This window comes from Caulobacter sp. BK020, from assembly GCF_004342605.1.
Classification (GTDB): Bacteria; Pseudomonadota; Alphaproteobacteria; order Caulobacterales; family Caulobacteraceae; genus Caulobacter.
The window spans coordinates 1-18,862 of sequence record NZ_SLZL01000027.1 but is presented as its reverse complement, the minus strand read 5'-3'; the positions used below and the strand labels follow the sequence as shown (position 1 = coordinate 18,862).

At 69.8% G+C, this 18,862-nt stretch carries 14 protein-coding genes and 1 pseudogene; 6 read left to right on the top strand and 9 right to left on the bottom strand.

The window, feature by feature from the left end; translation table 11 throughout:
* Positions 1-15 precede the first annotated feature (15 nt).
* Positions 16-1,608 carry a glycosyltransferase family 39 protein gene (locus EV278_RS22095; protein ID WP_132096097.1) on the top strand — a complete coding sequence of 531 codons (1,593 nt, stop codon included), beginning with the start codon at positions 16-18 and terminating at the stop codon, positions 1,606-1,608.
* A gap of 70 nt (positions 1,609-1,678) precedes the next feature.
* On the opposite strand, the gene EV278_RS22090 is transcribed toward EV278_RS22095, so the two are convergent.
* Both EV278_RS22090 and EV278_RS22085 read right to left on the bottom strand, forming a co-directional pair.
* On the bottom strand, positions 1,679-2,320 hold the full coding sequence (locus tag EV278_RS22090) for a 3-oxoacid CoA-transferase subunit B (protein WP_132096139.1): 642 nt from the start codon (positions 2,318-2,320) through the stop codon (positions 1,679-1,681).
* Positions 2,320-3,045 (bottom strand): CoA transferase subunit A, encoded by a 726-nt coding sequence (locus EV278_RS22085; RefSeq protein ID WP_132096095.1) that lies wholly within the window; start codon positions 3,043-3,045, stop codon positions 2,320-2,322. The genes EV278_RS22090 and EV278_RS22085 overlap by 1 nt, the downstream gene beginning before the upstream one ends.
* 96 nt (positions 3,046-3,141) lie before the next feature.
* On the opposite strand from EV278_RS22085, the gene EV278_RS22080 reads away from it, so the two are divergent.
* The 4 genes from EV278_RS22080 to EV278_RS22065 all read left to right on the top strand — a co-directional run bounded on the left by EV278_RS22080 (position 3,142) and on the right by EV278_RS22065 (position 6,229).
* A complete protein-coding gene (locus EV278_RS22080) occupies positions 3,142-3,753 on the top strand; it encodes an NAD(P)H-dependent oxidoreductase (RefSeq protein ID WP_132096093.1) in 612 nt (203 codons plus the stop codon).
* Between the two features lie 55 nt (positions 3,754-3,808).
* Positions 3,809-5,725: a monovalent cation:proton antiporter-2 (CPA2) family protein gene (locus EV278_RS22075; RefSeq protein WP_132096090.1), complete on the top strand. Its 1,917-nt coding sequence runs from the start codon at positions 3,809-3,811 to the stop codon at positions 5,723-5,725.
* A 62-nt stretch (positions 5,726-5,787) separates the two neighbouring features.
* Complete coding sequence (locus EV278_RS22070) at positions 5,788-5,979, top strand: DUF3606 domain-containing protein (RefSeq protein WP_132096088.1); 192 nt, start codon at positions 5,788-5,790, stop codon at positions 5,977-5,979.
* A gap of 10 nt (positions 5,980-5,989) precedes the next feature.
* Positions 5,990-6,229, top strand: a complete 240-nt coding sequence (locus EV278_RS22065; protein WP_132096086.1) for a hypothetical protein — start codon at positions 5,990-5,992, stop codon at positions 6,227-6,229.
* A 47-nt stretch (positions 6,230-6,276) separates the two neighbouring features.
* Here EV278_RS22065 and EV278_RS22060 read toward each other — a convergent pair whose 3' ends face one another.
* The 7 genes from EV278_RS22060 to EV278_RS22030 form a co-directional block, all read right to left on the bottom strand.
* Positions 6,277-10,611: an Ig-like domain-containing protein gene (locus EV278_RS22060; protein WP_132096084.1), complete on the bottom strand. Its 4,335-nt coding sequence runs from the start codon at positions 10,609-10,611 to the stop codon at positions 6,277-6,279.
* 785 nt (positions 10,612-11,396) lie between these two features.
* Positions 11,397-12,224, bottom strand: coding sequence for a transporter (locus tag EV278_RS22055; protein ID WP_132096082.1), 828 nt, complete (start codon positions 12,222-12,224; stop codon positions 11,397-11,399).
* A 20-nt stretch (positions 12,225-12,244) separates the two neighbouring features.
* Complete coding sequence (locus EV278_RS22050; RefSeq protein WP_132096080.1) at positions 12,245-13,372, bottom strand: serine hydrolase domain-containing protein; 1,128 nt, start codon at positions 13,370-13,372, stop codon at positions 12,245-12,247.
* 75 nt (positions 13,373-13,447) lie between these two features.
* Complete coding sequence (locus EV278_RS22045) at positions 13,448-14,308, bottom strand: bifunctional hydroxymethylpyrimidine kinase/phosphomethylpyrimidine kinase (RefSeq protein ID WP_132096078.1); 861 nt, start codon at positions 14,306-14,308, stop codon at positions 13,448-13,450.
* Between the two features lie 126 nt (positions 14,309-14,434).
* Positions 14,435-15,826: an adenosylhomocysteinase gene (ahcY, locus tag EV278_RS22040; RefSeq protein WP_132096076.1), complete on the bottom strand. Its 1,392-nt coding sequence runs from the start codon at positions 15,824-15,826 to the stop codon at positions 14,435-14,437.
* 97 nt (positions 15,827-15,923) lie between these two features.
* Entirely contained in the window at positions 15,924-16,946 is a 1,023-nt protein-coding gene (locus EV278_RS22035; RefSeq protein WP_165916744.1) for a DUF1176 domain-containing protein, read from the bottom strand.
* A 25-nt stretch (positions 16,947-16,971) separates the two neighbouring features.
* Positions 16,972-18,516, bottom strand: coding sequence for a CHAD domain-containing protein (locus EV278_RS22030; protein WP_132096073.1), 1,545 nt, complete (start codon positions 18,514-18,516; stop codon positions 16,972-16,974).
* 107 nt (positions 18,517-18,623) lie between these two features.
* Here EV278_RS22030 and EV278_RS22025 point away from each other — a divergent pair.
* Positions 18,624-18,862, top strand: a pseudogene (locus EV278_RS22025) (biotin synthase); the annotation flags it as partial.

Genomic DNA, 18,862 nt, shown 5'->3' with positions numbered 1-18,862 from the left:
GCGGGAGAAATCAGCGTGGCCCTTGATGAAACGGCGCAGGCGTCGCGGGCGCGAATCTGGCGGCTGACGCTGATCTTGGTCGGGGTTCTGACGGTTCTGCGGGTTGTGGCCCTGTTCGTCACCCCGCTGGAGCTGTACCCGGACGAAGCCCAGTACTGGCTGTGGTCGCGTCACCTGGCTTTCGGCTATTTCTCCAAGCCGCCCGTGATCGCCTGGCTGATCTGGGCGACCACCCATATCGGCGGCGACGCCGAGGCCTGGCTGCGCATCGGCTCGCCGCTGATCAACGCCGGCACGGCCCTGGTGATCGCGCGCATCGCCACGCGGCTCTACGGCGCCGAGTGGGGCGGAAGCTGGGTCGGGGCGGCGGCGGCGGCGATCTTCAGCCTGATGCCGGGGATCCAGCTGTCGTCGGTGCTGATCACCACCGACACCCCGCTGCTGTTCTTCCTGGCCTTGATGATCTGGGCCTGCGTCGCCCTGCCCGACGCCTCGCCCCGCGCCCGGATCTGGGTGGCGGCCGGTATGGGGGCGGCCCTGGGCCTGGCGTTCCTGTCCAAGTACGCGGCGATCTACGCCCTGGCCAGCCTGGGGGCGCACCTGGTCCTGTCGCGCGAGGCCCGGCGGGCCTGGACCCCGGCCATGGCGGTCGCCTTCTTCGCCACCCTGCTGGCGGTCTTCGCCCCCAATATGATCTGGAACTACCAGCACCACTTCTCCACGCTGGAGCATACGGCCGCCAACGCCAACTGGAAGGCCGGCAAGCTGTTCAACCCGATGGAGCTGGTCCAGTTCGTCGGTTCGCAGTTCGGGGTGTTCGGTCCCGTGCCGTTCGGCGTGCTGGGCGGCGGCGCGGTGCTGCTGGCGGTGCGTAGGCGGCTGGCCCCGGCCGACGTCATGCTGCTGTGCTTCGCCTTGCCGCCCCTGGCCACGGTGGCGGCCCAGGCCTTCGTGTCGCGGGCCAACGCCAACTGGGCCGGCGCGGCCTATGTCGCCGGCTCGGCGCTGGTCGCCGCCTGGCTGCTGCGCTGGGAGGCCCGCCGCTGGCTGGTCGGCGGACTGGCCCTGCAGGCGGTGCTGGCGGCGGTGTTCCTGGCCTGGGTGATCTCGCCGCGCACGGCCGAGGCCATGGGCATGGCCAACGCCTTCAAGCGGGCCCGCGGCTGGGACCAGACGGTGCAGGCGATCATCGACCGCTCGCGCGAGGAGCAGGCCCTGCGCGGCGGCCTGACCGCCGTCGCCGTCGATGACCGCTTCCTCTACAACGTGGCCGCCTACTACGGCCGCGACTATTTCGGCACGCCGGCCGCGCCGCCGCTGCGGATGTGGGTGCACGAGATCGCGCCTCGCAACCAGGCCGAGGTCGAGGCTCCCCTGGACGCCGTCCTGGGCCGCCGGGCCCTGATCGCCAGCCTGGACGGCGTCTATCGCGGCAAGATCCAGCAGGACTTCCGGGCGACGTCCGACCTGCAGATCGTCAGCGTACGGCTGGATCGGAAGCGCTCGCGCAGGACCGACCTGTTCATCGCCCAGGGCTTCGCGCCCGTGCCGCGCGACCCGGTGACGGGTCTGCCGCCGGACACGCCGTGGAAGGATCCGGGGAGGTGAGCGACGGCGAACACTTGCCCCCTACTGGCCTTCGGCCGTCTTCCCCCGGAGGGGGAAGAGCGTGAGCCGCCTAAACCCCCACCTCAAACGCCGCCTCGGTCTTGGCCCTGACCTCGTCCACGGTCACGCCGGGGGCCAGCTCAACCAGCCGGACCGGCGTCTTGCCGCGGTTGATCTCGAACACGCCCAGCTCGGTGATCAGCAGGTCGACCACGCCCGCCCCGGTCAGCGGCAGCGAGCATCGCTTCAGCAGCTTGGGGGCGCCGGACTTTTCGCAGTGGTCCATGACCACCACCACCCGCTTGACGCCGGCCACCAGGTCCATGGCCCCGCCCATGCCCTTGACCATCTTGCCGGGCACCATCCAGTTGGCGAGATCGCCGTTTTCGGCCACCTGCATGCCGCCCAGGATCGACAGGGCGATGTGGCCGCCGCGGATCATGGCGAAGCTGTCGGCCGACGAGAAGTACGAGCTCGAATCCAGCTCGGTGATCGTCTGCTTGCCGGCGTTGATCAGGTCGGCGTCTTCCTCGCCCTCATAGGGGAAGGGGCCCATGCCCAGCATGCCGTTCTCGCTCTGCAGCGTCACGCTCATGCCCTCTGGGATGTAGTTGGCCACCAGGGTCGGGATGCCGATGCCCAGGTTCACGTAGAAGCCGTCCCGCAGCTCCCGGGCCGCCCGTTCGGCCATCTGGTCGCGCGTCCAGGCCATCATGCTTGCTCCCCAATCTTCTCGTCTCGAGGACGGGTGGTGACGCGCTCGATCCGCTTCTCGAATTTCGCGCCCTTGATCAGGCGGTCGACATAGATGCCGGGCGTGTGAATAGCGTCCTTGTCGAGCGCCCCGATCGGCACGATCTCCTCCACCTCGACGACCGTGGCCTTGCCGGCCGTGGCCATCATTGGATTGAAGTTGCGGGCGGTCTTGCGGTAGACGAGGTTGCCTTCGGCGTCGGCCTTCCAGGCCTTGACGATCGCCAGGTCGGCGGTCAGGCCGCGCTCCATCACGTACATCTCGCCGTCGAACTCGCGGGTCTCCTTGCCCTCGGACACCAGGGTGCCGTAGCCGGTGCGGGTGAAGAAGGCGGGGATGCCGGCGCCGCCGGCCCGGATGCGCTCGGCCAGGGTGCCCTGCGGATTGAACTCCAGTTCCAGCTCGCCGCTGAGGTAGAGCTGTTCGAACAGCTTGTTCTCGCCCACATAGGACGAGACCATCTTCTTGATCTGGCGGTTCTCCAGCAAGATCCCCAGGCCGAAGCCGTCGACGCCGCAATTGTTGGAGATGACCGTGAGGTCCTTCGTCCCCGTCTCGCGGATCGCCGCGATCAGGTTCTCGGGAATGCCGCACAGGCCGAAACCGCCGGCCATGATGGTCATGCCATCGAATAAAAGACCCGCCAGCGCCTCGGCGGCTGTGGACTTGACCTTGTCGACCATGGTTCCTCCCGGAGCGACGTTCGCCGACTGCTCTGAGCCGCCGGCCGGAGAAATTCAACCCTTGATGAATAAAATTTCGATGCGTGGAGCAGCGGCGTGACCGATCAGACTGACGCAGGGGAAGCTACCACCGGGACCGAGGCGCCCGCCACCTCGGGCGTGCTGCTGACCCTGGCCCATCCCGCGCTTGAACGCTCGCGCGCCAACCGCGCCCTGGCCAAGGCGGCCAAGGGGCTGGACGGGGTCACCTTCCACGACCTCTACGAGACCTATCCGGACTTCGCGATCGACATCGAGGCCGAGCAGGAGAAGCTGCTGGCCCACGACGTGATCGCCGTGCAGTTCCCGCTCTACTGGTACTCGACCCCGGCCCTGCTGAAGGAATGGTTCGACCTGGTCTGGCTGCACGGTTTCGCCTACGGCCTGGAAGGCAACGCCCTGGCCGGCAAGCGCCTGTTCGCCGCCTGCACCACCGGCGGGGCGGCCAAGGCCTATCACGCCCATGGCTACAACCGCTTTTCGATGGACGAATTCCTGCGCCCGCTGGAGCAGACCGCCTATCTGTGCGGCATGGTCTGGGAGACGCCCTTCGTGGTCCACGGGGCGGCGACCAAGGACGACGAGGAGCTGAAGGCCGAGGCCCAGCGCTACCGCGCCCGCATCGCCTCGCTGCTGGCCGCCCCGGCCGACGCCGAGCTGGGGGCGTGAGGATGAACGGGCAAAATGACAAGACCGCCGCGCCGATCGAGGGAATGACCGACTGATGCCTTTCCTGCTGCAAGCCCTGGTCTATCTCGGCGCCGCCGTCATCTCCGTGCCGATCGCCAAGCGCCTGGGCCTGGGCTCGGTGCTGGGCTACCTGATCGCCGGGGTGGTGATCGGGCCGTTCGCCCTGTCGCTGGTCGGCCAGCAGACCGACGTGATGAAGTTCGCCGAGTTCGGCGTGGTGATCCTGCTGTTCCTGATCGGGCTGGAGGTCCAGCCCTCCACCCTGTGGGACATGCGCAAGGCGATCTTCGGCTTCGGCGGCGCCCAGGTGGTCGGCACCTCGCTGGCCATCGCCGGCGTCTCGATGCTGCTGGGCCTGCCCTGGCAGACGGCCCTGGCCGTCGGCATGGTGCTGGCCATGTCGTCCACAGCCATCGTGCTGCAGACTCTCGACGAAAAGGGCCTCCGGCAAGGGCCCGTCGGGCGCGCGGCGTTCGGGATCCTGCTGCTGCAAGACCTGGCGGTGATCCCGATGTTCGCCCTGCTGCCGACCCTGGCGACCATTGCTCCGCCGGTCCACGCCGAGGCCGCCGGCCATGGCGGCCCCAGCCTGGTCGCCCACCTGCCGCCCTGGGCCCAGGGCCTGGCGGTGCTCGTCGCCGTCGGCGCGGTGGTCGGCGGCGGCCGCTACCTGGTGCGGCCGATCTTCCGCTTCATCGCCGAGGCCCGCCTGCGCGAGATCTTCACCGCCGCGGCCCTGCTGATCGTGGTCGGGGTGGCCAGCATCATGCAGACCGTCGGCCTGTCGCCGGCCCTCGGCGCCTTCCTGGCCGGGGTGGTGCTGGCCGAGAGCGAGTTCCGCCGCGAACTGGAAACCGACATCGAGCCGTTCCGCGGCCTGCTGCTGGGCCTGTTCTTCATTACCGTCGGGGCCGGCATCGACCTGAAGCTGGTGGCCAGCCAGCCCCTGGTGCTGATCGGCCTGGTGCTGGGACTGATGGTGCTGAAGTTCGCGGTGATGTTCGGCCTGGCGCGGCTGTTCGGGGCTCCGGCCCGGGGCGCGGCCGCCGTCGCCACGGCTCTGGCCCAGGGCGGGGAGTTCGCCTTCGTTCTGCTCAGCTTCACGGTCGGGGCCGGGGTGATCGGCGCGACCCTGGCGGCGCTGCTGACCGCCGCCGTCGCCGTCTCCATGGCCCTGACCCCGGTGGCGATGATCCTCTACGAGCGGATCGCCCAGATGTTCGACGCGGCCATTCCCAAGCAGGTCCCCGACACCGGCGACTTCGAGGATGGCGAGCCGGACATCATCATCGCCGGCTTCGGCCGCTTCGGCCAGATCACCGGCCGCCTGCTGACCGCCAACGGCTTCCGCTCGACCGTGCTGGACAGCGACATCGAGCAGATCGACCTGCTGCGCCGCTTCGGCCGCCGGGTGCACTATGGCGACGCCACGCGGATGGACCTGCTGCGGGCCGCCGGCATCGAGCGGGCCCGGATGCTGATCGTCGCCCTGGATGACCGAGAGAAGACCGTCGAGCTGGTCGAGACCGCCCGCAAGGCCTTCCCCGACCTGGTGATCCTGGCCCGGGCCTGGGACCGCCGCCACGCCTACGACCTGCTGGCCAACGGCGCTGACGCGGTCGAGCGCGAGACCTTCGAGGCCGCCCTGGCCCTGGGGACCACCGCCCTGCAGAAGCTGGGCTACCGCGCCCACCGGGCCCACCGCGCCGCCGGCATCTTCCGCCGCCACGATCGCAAGTCGTTCGAGGACCTGCGTCCCGTCTGGGGCCAGGAGGAGGCCTATATCCTGGCCTCGCGCGACGCGGCCCAGACCATGGATAAGCTGCTCAACGCCGACCTGGCCCGCCTGCGTCCCGGCGACGCCGCCGGATCCTGGGACACCGCCAGCCTCGACGAGGAGCTGAAGGAGCGGGCCGAACGCGAGGGCCAGCGTCGCGAGGGGGCGACGTAGCCGGGTCGCGATCTCGGAACCGTCGGCCGGTCAATGGGATTCCTTGGGAAAGGAGAATCCCCATGGCCGACAATCTGCAGGACCGCGGCCCCCAGGACCGGGCGCGGATCAATGTCAACGAGCCGCATGAGCTGGCCTACTGGACCGGCAAGTTCGGCGTCAGCGCCGACCAGCTGCGCAACACGGTGACCGAGGTGGGCGTCTCGGCCGAGGCCGTCGAGCAGGCCCTGAGGTCGCGCCGCGACACGATGTGAGGCCGGGCCGGTGCGCTACTTCTTCCAGCTCAGCGATGGTCAGGTCCTGACCGACGACGAGGGCGAGGTGTTCGACGACCTGGACGCCGCCAAGATCGAGGCGGCGCGGATCGCCGGCGAGTGGCTGCGCGACAACGCCGACGAGTTCGCCCAGGACGGGACCCTGCTGGTCGAGGTGCTGGACGAGCGCCGCGCCGTGCTGGCCACGGTCGCCGTTGAAGCCAGCGCCCCGACCGGCATGGTGCACTGACGGCGCCGCCCTGGTCGGGACGGCGCCGCTCGCTCACTGCGCCAGGATCAGAAGATGAAGTCCGACGAGGTCAGGCCGTGGTGGCCGGCCAGTTCGAAGATCGAGGCGGCTTGCCCGCTGTTGTCGGTGTAGAGCAGCACCACCGTACGGTCGCCCTGCGCGTCGTAGAACACCGCCATGTCGCCGGCATGGCCGGTCTGGTTGTTCAGGGTGAAGCCCTGGTCGCCGGCCAGGCCGGTGTTGGCGTCGATCGCCGACAGATCGATGCGGTCGCCCGCCCCGAAGTCGAGGATGACGTCCCGGCCCGCCGGCGCGGAGTCCGTGGCGGCGGTGAACACGAAGGTGTCGGCGCCTAGCCCACCGGCCAGCAGGTCCGCGCCGCCGCCGCCCGAGATCACGTCCGCCCCCGCCCCGCCGGCCAGGCTGTTGGCGAACTGCGAGCCGGTCAGGGTGACGCCCGCGCTCGCCCCCGAGGCGTCGACGTTCTCGAAGCTGGAGACATAGGTTCCGCCGGCGATCTGGCTGCTGGACAGGTTGGCCAGGTTGACCACGGCCGCCACGTTGAGGACCAGGGTGTCGCGGCCCGACCCGCCGTCGATCACGTAGTCAGCCGCGTCGTAGACGATCCGGTCGTCGCCCTCGCCGCCGCGCTGGTAGTCACTGTCGGCGCCGCCGTCGAGGACGTCATTGCCCGCTCCGCCAGCCAGGGTGTCGAAGCCCGCCCCGCCGACCAGAACGTCCGCTCCCGCCCCGCCGATCAGGCTGTTGTTGTAGGCCGAGCCGTTCAGGACCACACCGGCCGTCGCGCCCGAGGCGTCGACATCCTCGAAGCCCGCCACATAGGCCCCGCCCGCGACTTGGCTGGTCGACATGTTGGCCAGGGTCACGGTCGCGCCGACGTTCAGGATCAGCGTATCGCGGTCCGCGCCGCCGTCGATCACATAGTCGGCCGCGTCATAGACGATCCGGTCGGCGCCGGCCCCGCCGCGCTGGTAGTCGCCGTCCAGCCCGCCATCCAGGAAGTCGGCTCCAGCCCCGCCGGTCAGCGTGTCGTAGCCCGCCAGGCCCCTCAGCGTGTCGGCGCCGTCGCCGCCGTCGATCACGTCCTTCAGCAGCCCGCCGGTATAGGTAGTGTCCTTGCCGGCGATGTCGGTGAAGCTGTTGGTCTGCCACAAGCCGCCCGACAGGCTGCGATTGTCGCCGGCCTCGCCCACCGTGACGCTGACCGTGATCGGGCCGGTGAGGCCGCCGTGGCCGTCCGAGGCGGTGTAGGTGAAGCTGTCGACCACCGACTGGCCGGCGGCCAGCTGATCGAAGGCGTCGGCGTCAGCCACGTAGCGGACCTGGCCGTTCTCGATGCTGATCGAGGCGCCCAGGGCCGACTTGGCGCCCGACAGCGTCGCGACGACCAGGCCGTCCAGGTCGACATCGTGATCGTTGGCCAGGACGTCGACCAGGATCGCGGCGTCCTCGGCCACCGAGGCCGTGTCGGCCGCGCCGATCGGGGCGTCGTTGACCGCCGTGACGCCCAGCTGGACCGTCACCACGCCCGACACGCCGCCGAACGCGTCGTGCGCCGTGTAGGTGAAGCTGTCGCCGCCGTTGTAGTCGGCGCCGGCCGTATAGACGAACGAGCCGTCGGCGTTCAGCACCAGGGTCCCGTAGGTCGGCCCCTGGCCGAGCACGGCGCTCAGGGCGTCGCTGTTGGCGTCGCTGTCGTTGGCCAGCACGCCATGGGCCGCGTCGACGGTCAGGACCGTATCCTCGGCGACGGTGAAGACGCCGTCCAGCGTCGCCACCGGGGCGGTGTTGACCGACAGCAGGGCCAGGATGGCGTCGTGGTCGGTGGGCTGGTCGATCGCCGCCTGGCCGGTGTTGAGGTGGACGTTGTCGAACACCGCCCCGTCCTTCAGGCTTTGCGAGACCAGCAGGTTGTCGATCTGCTGGGCGTTGCCCTCGAAGATGTAGGAATAGCGCTCCTCGGGGGTCAGGGTCCGGGCCAGGTTGTAGAGGTCGCCATTGGCCTCCAGCAGGGTCAGGGTCTGTTCGTAATAATAGCCGTTGAAGTCGCCCATCACCGTCACGTGGGCGTCTGGATCGGCGGCTAGCAGGCCCTGGACATAGTCGCGCACGGCCGTGGTCTGGTCGACGCGGCGGTCGTCGCCGTTGGTGACCGCCGGCTGGTTGGCGCCGAACAGCGGGTCGCTGCCGCCGCGCGAATAGTTGTGAACGTCGATGGCGGTGATCGTCTCGCCGTGGAACACGAACTCGGCCGCCAGCGGGTTGCGGCTGTTGTGGAAGGCGTCGGTCGTGCCCGTGGTGTCCTGGATCAGCCGGGCCGAGCCCTCGACATAGTCCACCCGGTCGGCGCGATACAGGAAGGCGCTGCGGATGTTGCCGTTGCTCTGGCCGCCGGTGCTGTTCGGCGTGGTCGGGGCCACCTCGACCCAGCTGTAATGCGGGCCGCCGGCCGCCTCGATGGCCGCCACCAGCTTGTTCAGGGTCGCCGCGCCGCTGAGGTCGGAACCCGTCCCGATCCCGTCGGAGTCCTGGATCTCCTCGACGCCCAGGATGTCGGGCGCGCCCAGGTTATGGGCGATGTCGGCGGCCAGGGCCGCGAACTTGGCGTCGGGGTCCAGCGGCGAGATGTTTTCCAGGTTGTAGGCGCCGATCGCCAGGTGGCTGGCGTCGCCGGCCAGGCTGGTGGTCTCCAGCGGCACGGGGCCGTTGCTGGTGGTGTTCTGGACCGAGGTCGCCAGCACCTCGTACTCGCCGCCGAAATAGCTGATCACGCCGGTCACGTCGCCCAGGTGGTCGCCCAGCACGTAACCGGCCGAGAAGCCCGGGTTCACGCCGCTGTCGGCATAGACCAGGATCCGCTCGGGATTGTTGTCGCCGTCCGAGACCGTGACGCCGCCGCGGTCGTTCAGGCCGGTGGCGTTCGCCCCGTTGTCGGCCACCACCCAGGTCTGGCCCTGGTAGGTGGCGCCCGTCGCCTGGGCGCTGTGGACGGTGACCAGCATGCCCTCGACCGACTCGTAGAAGTCGACGCCGTCCGTGGCCGGATCGAAGCTTCCCAGGTGGTCGTCGTCGATCACCGTGTTGGGGATGGCGCGGCCGCCGGCGCCCAGCACGGTGGGGGCGACCGTCCCTGTGCCGATCACGCTGACGGTCGGAGCGGCGATTTCGGTGATCGACAGGTTGGTGGCGACGCCGCCGGTGTACTCGTCGACCGTGCCGCTGACCTGCACCAGGTCGCCGACATGGACGGTCGGAATGGCGTTGGTGAATACGAAGATGGCGTCCGAGGTGGCGTCGTTCCCGTCGCCCGCGACGTCCTGGATCCAGAAGCCCCGCGAGCCGGTGGTGTCGATGGCCGTCACCACGCCCCGGGTCGAGACGGTCTGGCCGTCATAGGCCGAGACGTGGCCGGCGCCCTGGATGTCGTAGATCGCCACGGGGGCGAAGTCGTCGTTGACGATGGCGCCCTGGCCGACCGCGTCGATCAGGGCCGCCGCGCCGCTGGTCACCACCAGGTTGGAAAGATTGACCGTGAACGTCTCGTTCGGCTCGGGCGTCGCGTCGCCGTGCAGGGTCACCGACACGGTCTGGCTGGCCGGGCCGCCGGCCGCGAAGTTCAGGGTCCCGTGGGTCTCGTCGTAGTCGCTGCCGGCCTGGGCCGAACCGTCGTGGGTGGCGAAATCGACCGTGAAGGCGCCGGTGGTGTTGGTGCGGGTGACCGTGAAGGTCATCACCTGGTCGCCGGAATCCCCTTCGGTCAGGGTGACGTCGCTGATCGAGACATTGGCGCTGGGCGTACCGCCGTCGGTGACGGTGAAGCCGGTCTTGTAGGGAACCGGAACGCCGTCATCGAGCGACCAGTTGGCCGAATTGCCGATGGCCGACAGGATCTCGGCCTTGGTCCCGGTGGTGGTCCCGACATAGGCGCCGTTGTCGGTCCCGAAGGCCAGGGCCGTGCTGCCGGTCGCCAGGCCGGTCGGAATGGCCGAGGTGTTGGAATTGGTCGCGTCGCCGGCGTAGGTCGTGTTGCCGTCGGCGAAGTCCAGGGCGAACAGCGGCGTCGCCGACGGACCCGAGCCCTGATAGGCGATGATCTGGTCGCCCGAGGTCGAGGGGTTCAGCGAGCCGGTCAGGCCCGTGACAGTGATCACCGTGCCCGCCGGCGCCCCGCCGGCCCCGGCGGTGTAGGTGTAGACGCCCTCGCCGGCCCGGAACCCGCCCGCCGCCAGCCAGCCGTTGTCGGTGAAGCTGATCACCGTGCCGGCCTCGACCGCCGTCAGCAGCACGAACGAGAACGACTTGCCGCCGGTGTCGGCGCTGTAGCCGATCAGGGCGAGATCGCCCACGGTCAGGGTGGTCATGGGTTTCCTCCGAAGGGGGTCTTGTTCTGGACGGTCGCCGCGGGGTCTTGGGTGGGCCGAGTGTTCTAGGCGCTTCCAGCACGGTCGCGATCTTGATTCAGCCTAGAGGCGCTCGATGACAGGACGATGTCGAAGTTTTCAGCATTTCGCAATCGAGAGCGTGCGTATCAGCTGCGGAAGTCAGTTCCGTGGGCGATGGTAGATTTCGATTGTCGAAGTATTATTCCACTCGCTCAGTGCACGGCTCGTTTTAGATCTTCATTTTGCTGAATTGAGCAAGATCTGTTGTCAGCGGTGGAAGCTCAAAATATCCACGATATACCAAGCGGAGGGACGACTGACGACTGCCGGTGAAATGCCTCAAGACCGCCGCGAAGATTGCATCCCGGGGCGTTCAATCTCAAATATGAAACAAATTCTTACTTACTTGATCAACACGGACGCCGATCGGCGGCCGGGGACGCGCACTCACGGCAGGGTGCCGGATTGTTTACAGGGCGCCTGCCGTGAGTGCGTGTCCCCAACGTCGGGCAGGGCGATTCCAGCAAACACACCATCCCTCCCCGTGCGGTGAGGGTGGTCAGCGCAGCGGGTCGGGCGGGGGACCGGTGCGGGGCGGCGGTCGGGGCTTGGCCTCTCCCTGAATCCACTCGTCCCGGCGAACGCCGGGGCCCGGATCCCATGGCGGTGGGGTTGGTTGGAGAGGCTCTGCGCTTTCTGGCGTCGGCCTCCCAGCTAGGCCATCTGGCTACCGGCATTGGCCGGGAGGAGCGGAGCTACTCAACCTAAAACCGCTTGGCCACGCCCACCGCCACTTCCAGGTCCGGCGTGTCGCGGTTCAGGCCGACATAGGCCGAGGCGTCCAGCTGCAGGTCCCTGACCGAGGCCGAGGTCCAGGCCGCCGTCAGGTCGAAGCTGGCCGAGGTGACATGGCCCGACGGATCCTCGTCGCGGTCGGCCCACAGCTCGACGCCCAGGGCCACCGGGCCGAAGGACCGCCCCACGCCGACCGCGCCGCCGAACCCGGCGTGACGGCCCGCGCCGTCGGCGTCGGCCCGCACGTCCAGCTCCGGCGACAGGGCCAGCGACCAGTCGGCGCTCAGCGGCAGGGACACCGGGACGATCACCCCGCCCTGCCAGGCGTCGCCGCCGATCCCTTCCGCCCCGGTCGGCGCGGTGACGAACGGCTGCACGGCGACCGAGACGCCGTCGCCGGCCGGATTGCTTAGCGACCAGCGCAGGGCGAGGCTGAGGTCGCCGATCCCGTCCACGGTCGAGGTCGCGCCGGAGGCCCGATCCTTCTGGCGGATCCGTTCGTGCGCCGTCCAGCTGAGCTGGCCCTCGACGGTCGGCGTCAGGCCCAGGCGCAGCTCGACCGCCCCGAAGGCCAGGTCGTCAGTCGAGACCCCGCCGCCCCGGCTCCAGGCGCCGTCGGCCACCCCAAGTTCGGCCTGGAAGCGTCCGGCGTCGAGCACGCAGGGCGGCGAGCCCTTGCCCGGCCGGTCGGCGCAAAAGTCGCGCCCGGCGTCCTGGGCCTGGGCCGTCGAGATCCAGGCCATGGCGACGAGGCCGGCGACGCCCGCGATCCTGATCCTGCCTCTGACCCCGCCCATGTGTCCGCCCCTTGAAAGCGCTACAGCGCGCCGTACGCCGCCTGGATCAGCCGCACGGCGCGGGGATCGCCGATCAGTTCGGTCCCCTGCCTGTTCATCACATAGGCCCCGGACACGCCGCGCGACGGGTCGGCGAAGGCGCACGAGCCGCCCCAGCCGCTGTGGCCGAAGGCGTCGGCCGTCGGGCCGTAGAAGAAGTTGGGCGTGTTGCGCATGAAGCCCGCGCCCCAGCTGATCACATAGGGCAGGACGAGGTCCTGACCGACGATCCGCTCGGCGCTGGCCTGGGCGATCACCGCCGGCGACAGCACCGGCGCGCCGTCCAGCTCGCCGCCCGAGGCCAGGGCCCCCATCAGCCGCGCCAGGGCCGGGGCGGTGGCGTGGCCGTTGGCCGACGGGATCTCGGCCCGCCGCCAGTCGGCCGTGCCGCGCCCGCCCGGGGCCGCCCATTTGGTCATGAAGGCGGCTTTCACCGCCTCGTTCATCGTCCCGAACTTGGGCATGGCGGTCGGCCGCATCAGCTCGGCGCAACGGGCGTGCTCGCTGTCGGGCAGGCCGATCCAGATGTCCAGGTCGAGCGGCTCGGCCAGGTCCTCGCGCAGGGCGGTCCCCATGGTCCGGCCGTCGACCCGGCGGAAGATCTCGCCGGCGGTGAAGCCGAAGGTCACCGGGTGATAGCCGCTGGCCGAGCCGATCGGCCAAAGCGGCGCCATCGCGGCCAGCTTGGCGGTGGTCGCCTCCCAGTCGAACCAGATGGCGGGATCGGTCTCGTCGGGAAAGCCCGACAGGCCGTCCTGGTGCGACATCATCTGGCCGACGGTGACGTCCTGCTTGCCGGCCTGGGCGAACGCCGGCCAGACCGAGGCCACCGTCTGGTCGTAGGTCAGCCTGCCCTGGTCCACCAGCCGGGCGATCAGCAGGGCGGCCACGGCCTTGGTGGTCGAGAACAGCGGCGTCAGGGTGTCGGGGCCGAAGGCGACCCCGCGCTTGCGGTCGGCGAACCCGCCCATCAGGTCGACCACCACCTCGCCATGGATCGCCAGGCTGAACCGAGCGCCCAGCTCGCCGCCGTCCTCGAAATTGGCGGCGAAGGCGTCACGGACGGCGGAGAAGCGATCGGGGCAGAAGCCGGTGATGTCGACGGTCATGGCGTGGCTCTACACCCTGCTCAAAGCGGTTGTCATCCACCGTGGGCGATCCTCCGCCTCTGGGGGAGCAGCCCGTTAGGCCAGCCGTTCGACCCGCACGCCGGGCGAGGTCTGCTTGACCCGGGGCCCCATGGCCACGATCGGCAGTTCGGGGGCATTCCAGAGGTTGGCGGCGGTCACCGTCTCGGCCACGCCGCCGACCGCCCGGGCCAGGCCGTACGACAGGGTCTGGCCCTCCAGCAGCGAGGCGGCGAACAGGGCGGTCAGCAGGTCGCCCGTGCCGTTGGGCGCGCGCTCGGCCTTGGCGTGGGCCGCCAGCCAGGCTTCCTGGTCGTCGACATAGACCACGCCGATCTCGCCGCCGTTCTGAACGGACGACACCAGGGTCGGCTTGTCCAGCCGCCGGCCGGCCAGCACCGCCGCCTGCGGATCGCCGGCCTCCAGGCCGGTCAGGCGCCGAAGCTCCCAGGCGTTGCAGGCGACAAGGTCGGCGCGCGGGATCAGGTCGGCGGCGATGGCCTCGGCCACCTCGACGGGAACGTACAGCCCCTTGCCGGCATCGCCCATGGTCGGGTCGACGATCACCGTCGGCGTGCGGGCGAAGGCGCTGTGGGGCGGGTCGCCGCGCGGCGCGGCGCGGACGGCGTCGATGGCCCGGGCCGTGGCGCGCACTTGGGCGGCGCTGGCGAAATAGCCGGTGATCACCAGGTCGGTCAGCCCCAGCAGGCCGTTGGCCTCGACGCCCGCGAGCATGCCGTCCACCACCTCGATCGGCGTCGGCGCCCCGCCTGGAGGGCCCCAGCCGGGATGCCGGCCATAGAGCACGGTCGGCACCACCATCGAGTCGATGGAGAACTGCGCCAGCGCCGCAGCCTGGGCCGTCGCGCCGACCTGGCTGCCCGCGACATGGCTGGAAAGGATCAGGGCCATCGGCATGACCACCGGCTTAGCCGAGCCTCGCGGCCTTGAACAGGGCGAGTGGTCCTGATGAACTCAATTGCACAGCGAAAAGGCCCGCCGCGTCTCCGCGGCGGGCCCTTCGGTTCGCGTCGAGGCGAAAGCCTAGTAGCGGTAGTGGTCCGGCTTGAACGGACCCTTTTCCGGCACGCCGATGTAGTCGGCCTGGTCCTTGCGCAGGGTCGACAGCTTGGCGCCCAGCTTCTCCAAGTGGAGGAAGGCGACCTTTTCATCGAGGTGCTTGGGCAGGGTGTAGACCTGGTTCTGGTAGGCGGCCTTGTTGGTCCACAGCTCGATCTGGGCCAGGGTCTGGTTGGTGAAGCTGGCGCTCATCACGAACGAGGGGTGGCCCGTCGCGTTGCCCAGGTTCACCAGCCGGCCTTCCGACAGCACGATGATCTTCTTGCCGTCCGGGAACTCCACATGGTGGACCTGCGGCTTGATCTCGTCCCACTTGAAGTTGCGCAGGCCGGCGATCTGGATCTCGGAATCGAAGTGACCGATGTTGCAGACGATGGCGTTGTTCTTCATCCGGCGCATGTCGTCGACCGTGATGACGTCCTTGTTGCCCGTCGCCGTGACGAAGATGTCGGCCTTGTCGGCGACGTCCTGCAGGGTCTGGACCTCATAGCCTTCCATCGCCGCCTGCAGGGCGCAGATCGGGTCGATCTCGGTGACGATCACCCGGGCGCCGCCCTGGCGCAGCGAGGCGGCCGAGCCCTTGCCCACGTCGCCGTAGCCGCAGACCACCGCGACCTTGCCCGACAGCATCACGTCGGTGCCGCGGCGGATGGCGTCGACCAGCGATTCCCGGCAGCCGTACAGGTTGTCGAACTTGCTCTTGGTGACGCTGTCGTTGACGTTGATGGCCGGGAACGGCAGGTCGCCCTTGGCGGCCATCTGGTACAGGCGGTGCACGCCCGTGGTGGTCTCTTCCGACACGCCGCCGATGGCGTCGCGGATCGCCGAATAGAAGCCCGGCTTTTCGGCCAGGTAGCGCTTCATCACGGTGTAGAGCGCTTCTTCTTCCTCGTTGGTCGGGTTGTTGAGGATCGAGGGATCCTTCTCGGCCTTGGGGCCCAGCACGCAGAGCAGGGTCGCGTCGCCGCCGTCGTCGAGGATCAGGTTCGGATAGCCGCCGTCGGCCCATTCGAAGATCTTGTGGGCGTATTCCCAGTACTCGACCAGGTTCTCGCCCTTGAAGGCGAACACCGGCACGCCGGAAGCGGCGATGGCGGCGGCGGCGTGGTCCTGGGTCGAGAAGATGTTGCACGAGGCCCAGCGGACCTCGGCGCCCAGCGCCGTCAGGGTCTCGATCAGCACGGCGGTCTGGATGGTCATGTGCAGGCTGCCGGCGATGCGGGCGCCCTTCAGGACCTGCCTGGGGCCATATTCGGCGCGGGTGGCCATCAGGCCGGGCATTTCAGTCTCGGCGATGGCGATTTCCTTGCGGCCGAAATCGGCGAGCGAGATGTCCTTGACGATGTAGTCGGCCACGGTCGGCTCCTGCGGTCGGGGGATGGTCTTGGGGCGGTCTATACCGCGCCGCGCCCCTTCTCGCAATTAAGGCATAAGGATTTCTTTATATGCCCAGCTACCGGACCTCGGCGCGGAACACGACGGGCCAGTCATAGCCGTAGCCGCGGCAGACCGGCATGGTCGCCATCAGGGACAGGGCGAAAGCCTCGCCAGTCCACACCCACTCGCTGGACTCTCCGCAATCGCCAATCCCCCGACCCTTGCCGTAGGCGGTCAGGGTCCGGGTCTTGGGATCGTAGTCGGCGTTGGTGGCCAAGCCGTCCTCGACGCCCTCCAGCGACGCCAGGGCGGCGCGGCCAGCCTTGTCGACCACGACGAACAGCTCGTTGAAATTATAGGCTCCGCCGCCACAGGGAATTTGCCACAGCACCTTGTCGGCCGACAGGCGCCAGGCTCGCGGCTCGCCTTGCGACCCCGGCTCGGTGTCGCATTCCGCCTTGCGGCCCAGGGCCAGGACCGCCGCCGGCGGCTTGGACGGCAGGCCGGTCTGGGCGATGGCCGGAGCGGCGCGGATCACAGGCGCGACCGGCGGCGCGGGGACGCTGGCGGCCGACGCCGCGCCCTTGGCGACCATGGCTGTCACCGTGCCGGCCCGCTTCTGCTGGTCGTCGGCGTAGCGCAGGGCCGCGACCATGCCGGCCAGCGACACCCGGCCCACGTCCTTGTCGCCGGCCCGGATCGTCAGCAGCGTCCCGTTCCGCGCCGCGCCCAGCAGCGGCCCGACCTGGGCGTCGTCGAGCACGACGGTGACGCCCCCGGCCTCGCTTGAGCGCTTGGCGCGGGCGGTCAGCACCACCCGGTCGTCGACCAGCAGGGTCGGCGGCTTGCCACCGAGATCGACCTCGCTGTCGATCAGGTCGATCTCTACGCTGGCCGGCGCGCTCGGCGAGCCGCCGCGGCTCAGGCGCAGCACCGCTGGCAGCTCGCTGTCGTCGGACGAAAAGCCGGCGACCTCACAGGTCCGCAGGTTGTCGCAGACCACCGTCCAGTCCTTGAAGCTGTTGGCGTCGGCGGCGGCCGGGACAGGCGCCAGGATGACGGCGGTCGCCAGGGCCAGGATCGAGATCTTCGTTTTCATGTCGCGCCCCTCCGGAAAGGAGACGTTACCAGAATCGCCTGGCTTCGGCGAAGCTGACATAGGCGCCCTGGGCCTGGGCCAGCAGTTCGGCCTCGTGCTCGGCCCCGCCGGCGGCCAGCCGGCCGGCGGCGAAGGCGGCCTCGGGATCGTCGCAGGACAGCGCCACCTCGCGGGCCAGGGCTTCGCGGCCGGCCTGGTCGTTGAGCAGGCCCAGGGCGTCCTGCAGGTCTTTGACCGCCGCGACGAAGCGGTCCCGGCGCTTGGGATGGTCCGGGAACAGCCCGCCCAGGTCCTCGACGGCGTAGCGCAGCTTCTTGCCCCGGATGCGCAGATGGTGGCGGTCTTCGGGGCTGAGCGCGGCCAGGTCGCGACCGTCCTTGCGGATCCGGCGGCGAGCCTTGTCCAGCGCCTTGGCGGCGAAGTCGGCGGCGGGTCTGGCGCGGCGTTTTTCCAGGCGTTTGTCGGTGGTCCAGGCGCCGGCCTCCAGCCAGGCGGCGGCGTCGATGGCTAGGGCGCGGAAGCGGGCGCCGTCCACGGCCTCGCCGGCCTTGGCGTAGGCGTCCGTCTGGGCGGCCAGCAGCGCCTTGCCGAACGCCGCCAGGGCCCGGGCCTCGTCCTGGGCTTCGGCCTCGAGCGGATCCTGCCCCGGCCCGCTCTGGTCGTTGGCCGGTCGGCTCTCGACAGCTGGCCGCCAGACGTCGGCGATGAACACGTCCAGGTTCCGCGCCGCGCCCAGGGCGTCGGCCAGCCACTTCAGCTCGGCCTTCACATGCCGCGCGTCGGGACCGCCGGCCAGGATCTTGAACGTCGACAGCAGGGCCCGGAAACGCCGCGCCGCCACCCGCAGCTTGTGCACCCGCTCGGGACCCGGACGGGCCCGCAGGGCCTCGGCGGCCGTGCACAGCCGATCCAGGGCCGCGCGGCCCAGGGTCTGCAGCGCCTCGCCGGTGGAGGCCTCGGCCGCCAGGGCCGCCTCGGCGCCCGGCCGGTCCGCCTCGCCCAGGGCCAGGGCGTAGCCGCGCTCGGCCTTGCTGACCAGGGACAGCCGCAACGGAACGTGCGCGGCCAGGTCGCGCGCCAGGTCGAACAGCACGCGCGGCGCGCCGGCCTTCAGCTCCAGCTCCAGTTCGCTGACCTCCGCCCGCCGGTCGTCGGCCCGCAGTTCGCCCCGGTCGAAGGCCGCCTCGATGGTCGCCCCATCGCGCTCGACCAGCCGGATCACGCGCTTGACGTTGGTGGTGAACACCGGAACCAGAGCGTCGCCATTGACCGCCTTGGCGGCGGGGGTGCGGGCCAACAGGTCGCGGTCGGGCTCGGGCCCGTCCACCGCGCTCTCCCATTCGCCGCGGGCGAAGACGCCGCCGGACGAGGCCGATTTCAGGGTCTGCTTGCGGCCGTTCTCGCCGTCGCGGATGCGCAGGCCAAAGCCCGCCTTGCGCAGGGCGTGGTCGACGGTGTCGAAATAGGTGGCGTCGAGCTGCCGGACGGCCTCGCGTCCCTCGAGCCGGGCCAGGACCCCGTTCGAAGCTTCCGGGGCGATCAGGAACTTCAGCTCGATTTCGTGATCCATGCGACCCTTATAACCGGGCGAACCGGCTTTGGCTCCATCGGCTCTTGGCGACCCTGCACGCGGGACGTGCTTGCCAATCAAACTGGCGGAGTCCAAACCTGCGCGCCATGACCCAGATCAACCCCGCCCCGTCGCGTCACGACCCCCGCTACGACTGGACCCTCGCCGAGGTCGAGGCGCTGTTCGACCGGCCGTTCATGGAGCTGGTGTTCCAGGCCGCCGCCGTGCACCGGGCCGGCTTCGACCCGTCCGAGGTGCAGCTGTCGCAGCTGCTGTCGGTCAAGACCGGCGGCTGCGCCGAGAACTGCGGCTATTGCAGCCAGAGCGCCCACTTCAAGACCGGGCT

Bases quoted from the DNA above. Each gene is read 5' to 3' on its own strand.
- EV278_RS22090 (WP_132096139.1), bottom strand. From the start codon at position 2,320: ATGGCCTGGACGCGCGACCAGATGGCCGAACGGGCGGCCCGGGAGCTG.
- EV278_RS22085 (WP_132096095.1), bottom strand. From the start codon at position 3,045: ATGGTCGACAAGGTCAAGTCCACAGCCGCCGAGGCGCTGGCGGGTCTT.
- EV278_RS22075 (WP_132096090.1), top strand. From the start codon at position 3,809: ATGCCTTTCCTGCTGCAAGCCCTGGTCTATCTCGGCGCCGCCGTCATC.
- EV278_RS22070 (WP_132096088.1), top strand. From the start codon at position 5,788: ATGGCCGACAATCTGCAGGACCGCGGCCCCCAGGACCGGGCGCGGATC.
- EV278_RS22060 (WP_132096084.1), bottom strand. From the start codon at position 10,611: ATGACCACCCTGACCGTGGGCGATCTCGCCCTGATCGGCTACAGCGCC.
- EV278_RS22055 (WP_132096082.1), bottom strand. From the start codon at position 12,224: ATGGGCGGGGTCAGAGGCAGGATCAGGATCGCGGGCGTCGCCGGCCTC.
- EV278_RS22050 (WP_132096080.1), bottom strand. From the start codon at position 13,372: ATGACCGTCGACATCACCGGCTTCTGCCCCGATCGCTTCTCCGCCGTC.
- EV278_RS22045 (WP_132096078.1), bottom strand. From the start codon at position 14,308: ATGCCGATGGCCCTGATCCTTTCCAGCCATGTCGCGGGCAGCCAGGTC.
- EV278_RS22035 (WP_165916744.1), bottom strand. From the start codon at position 16,946: ATGAAAACGAAGATCTCGATCCTGGCCCTGGCGACCGCCGTCATCCTG.
- EV278_RS22030 (WP_132096073.1), bottom strand. From the start codon at position 18,516: ATGGATCACGAAATCGAGCTGAAGTTCCTGATCGCCCCGGAAGCTTCG.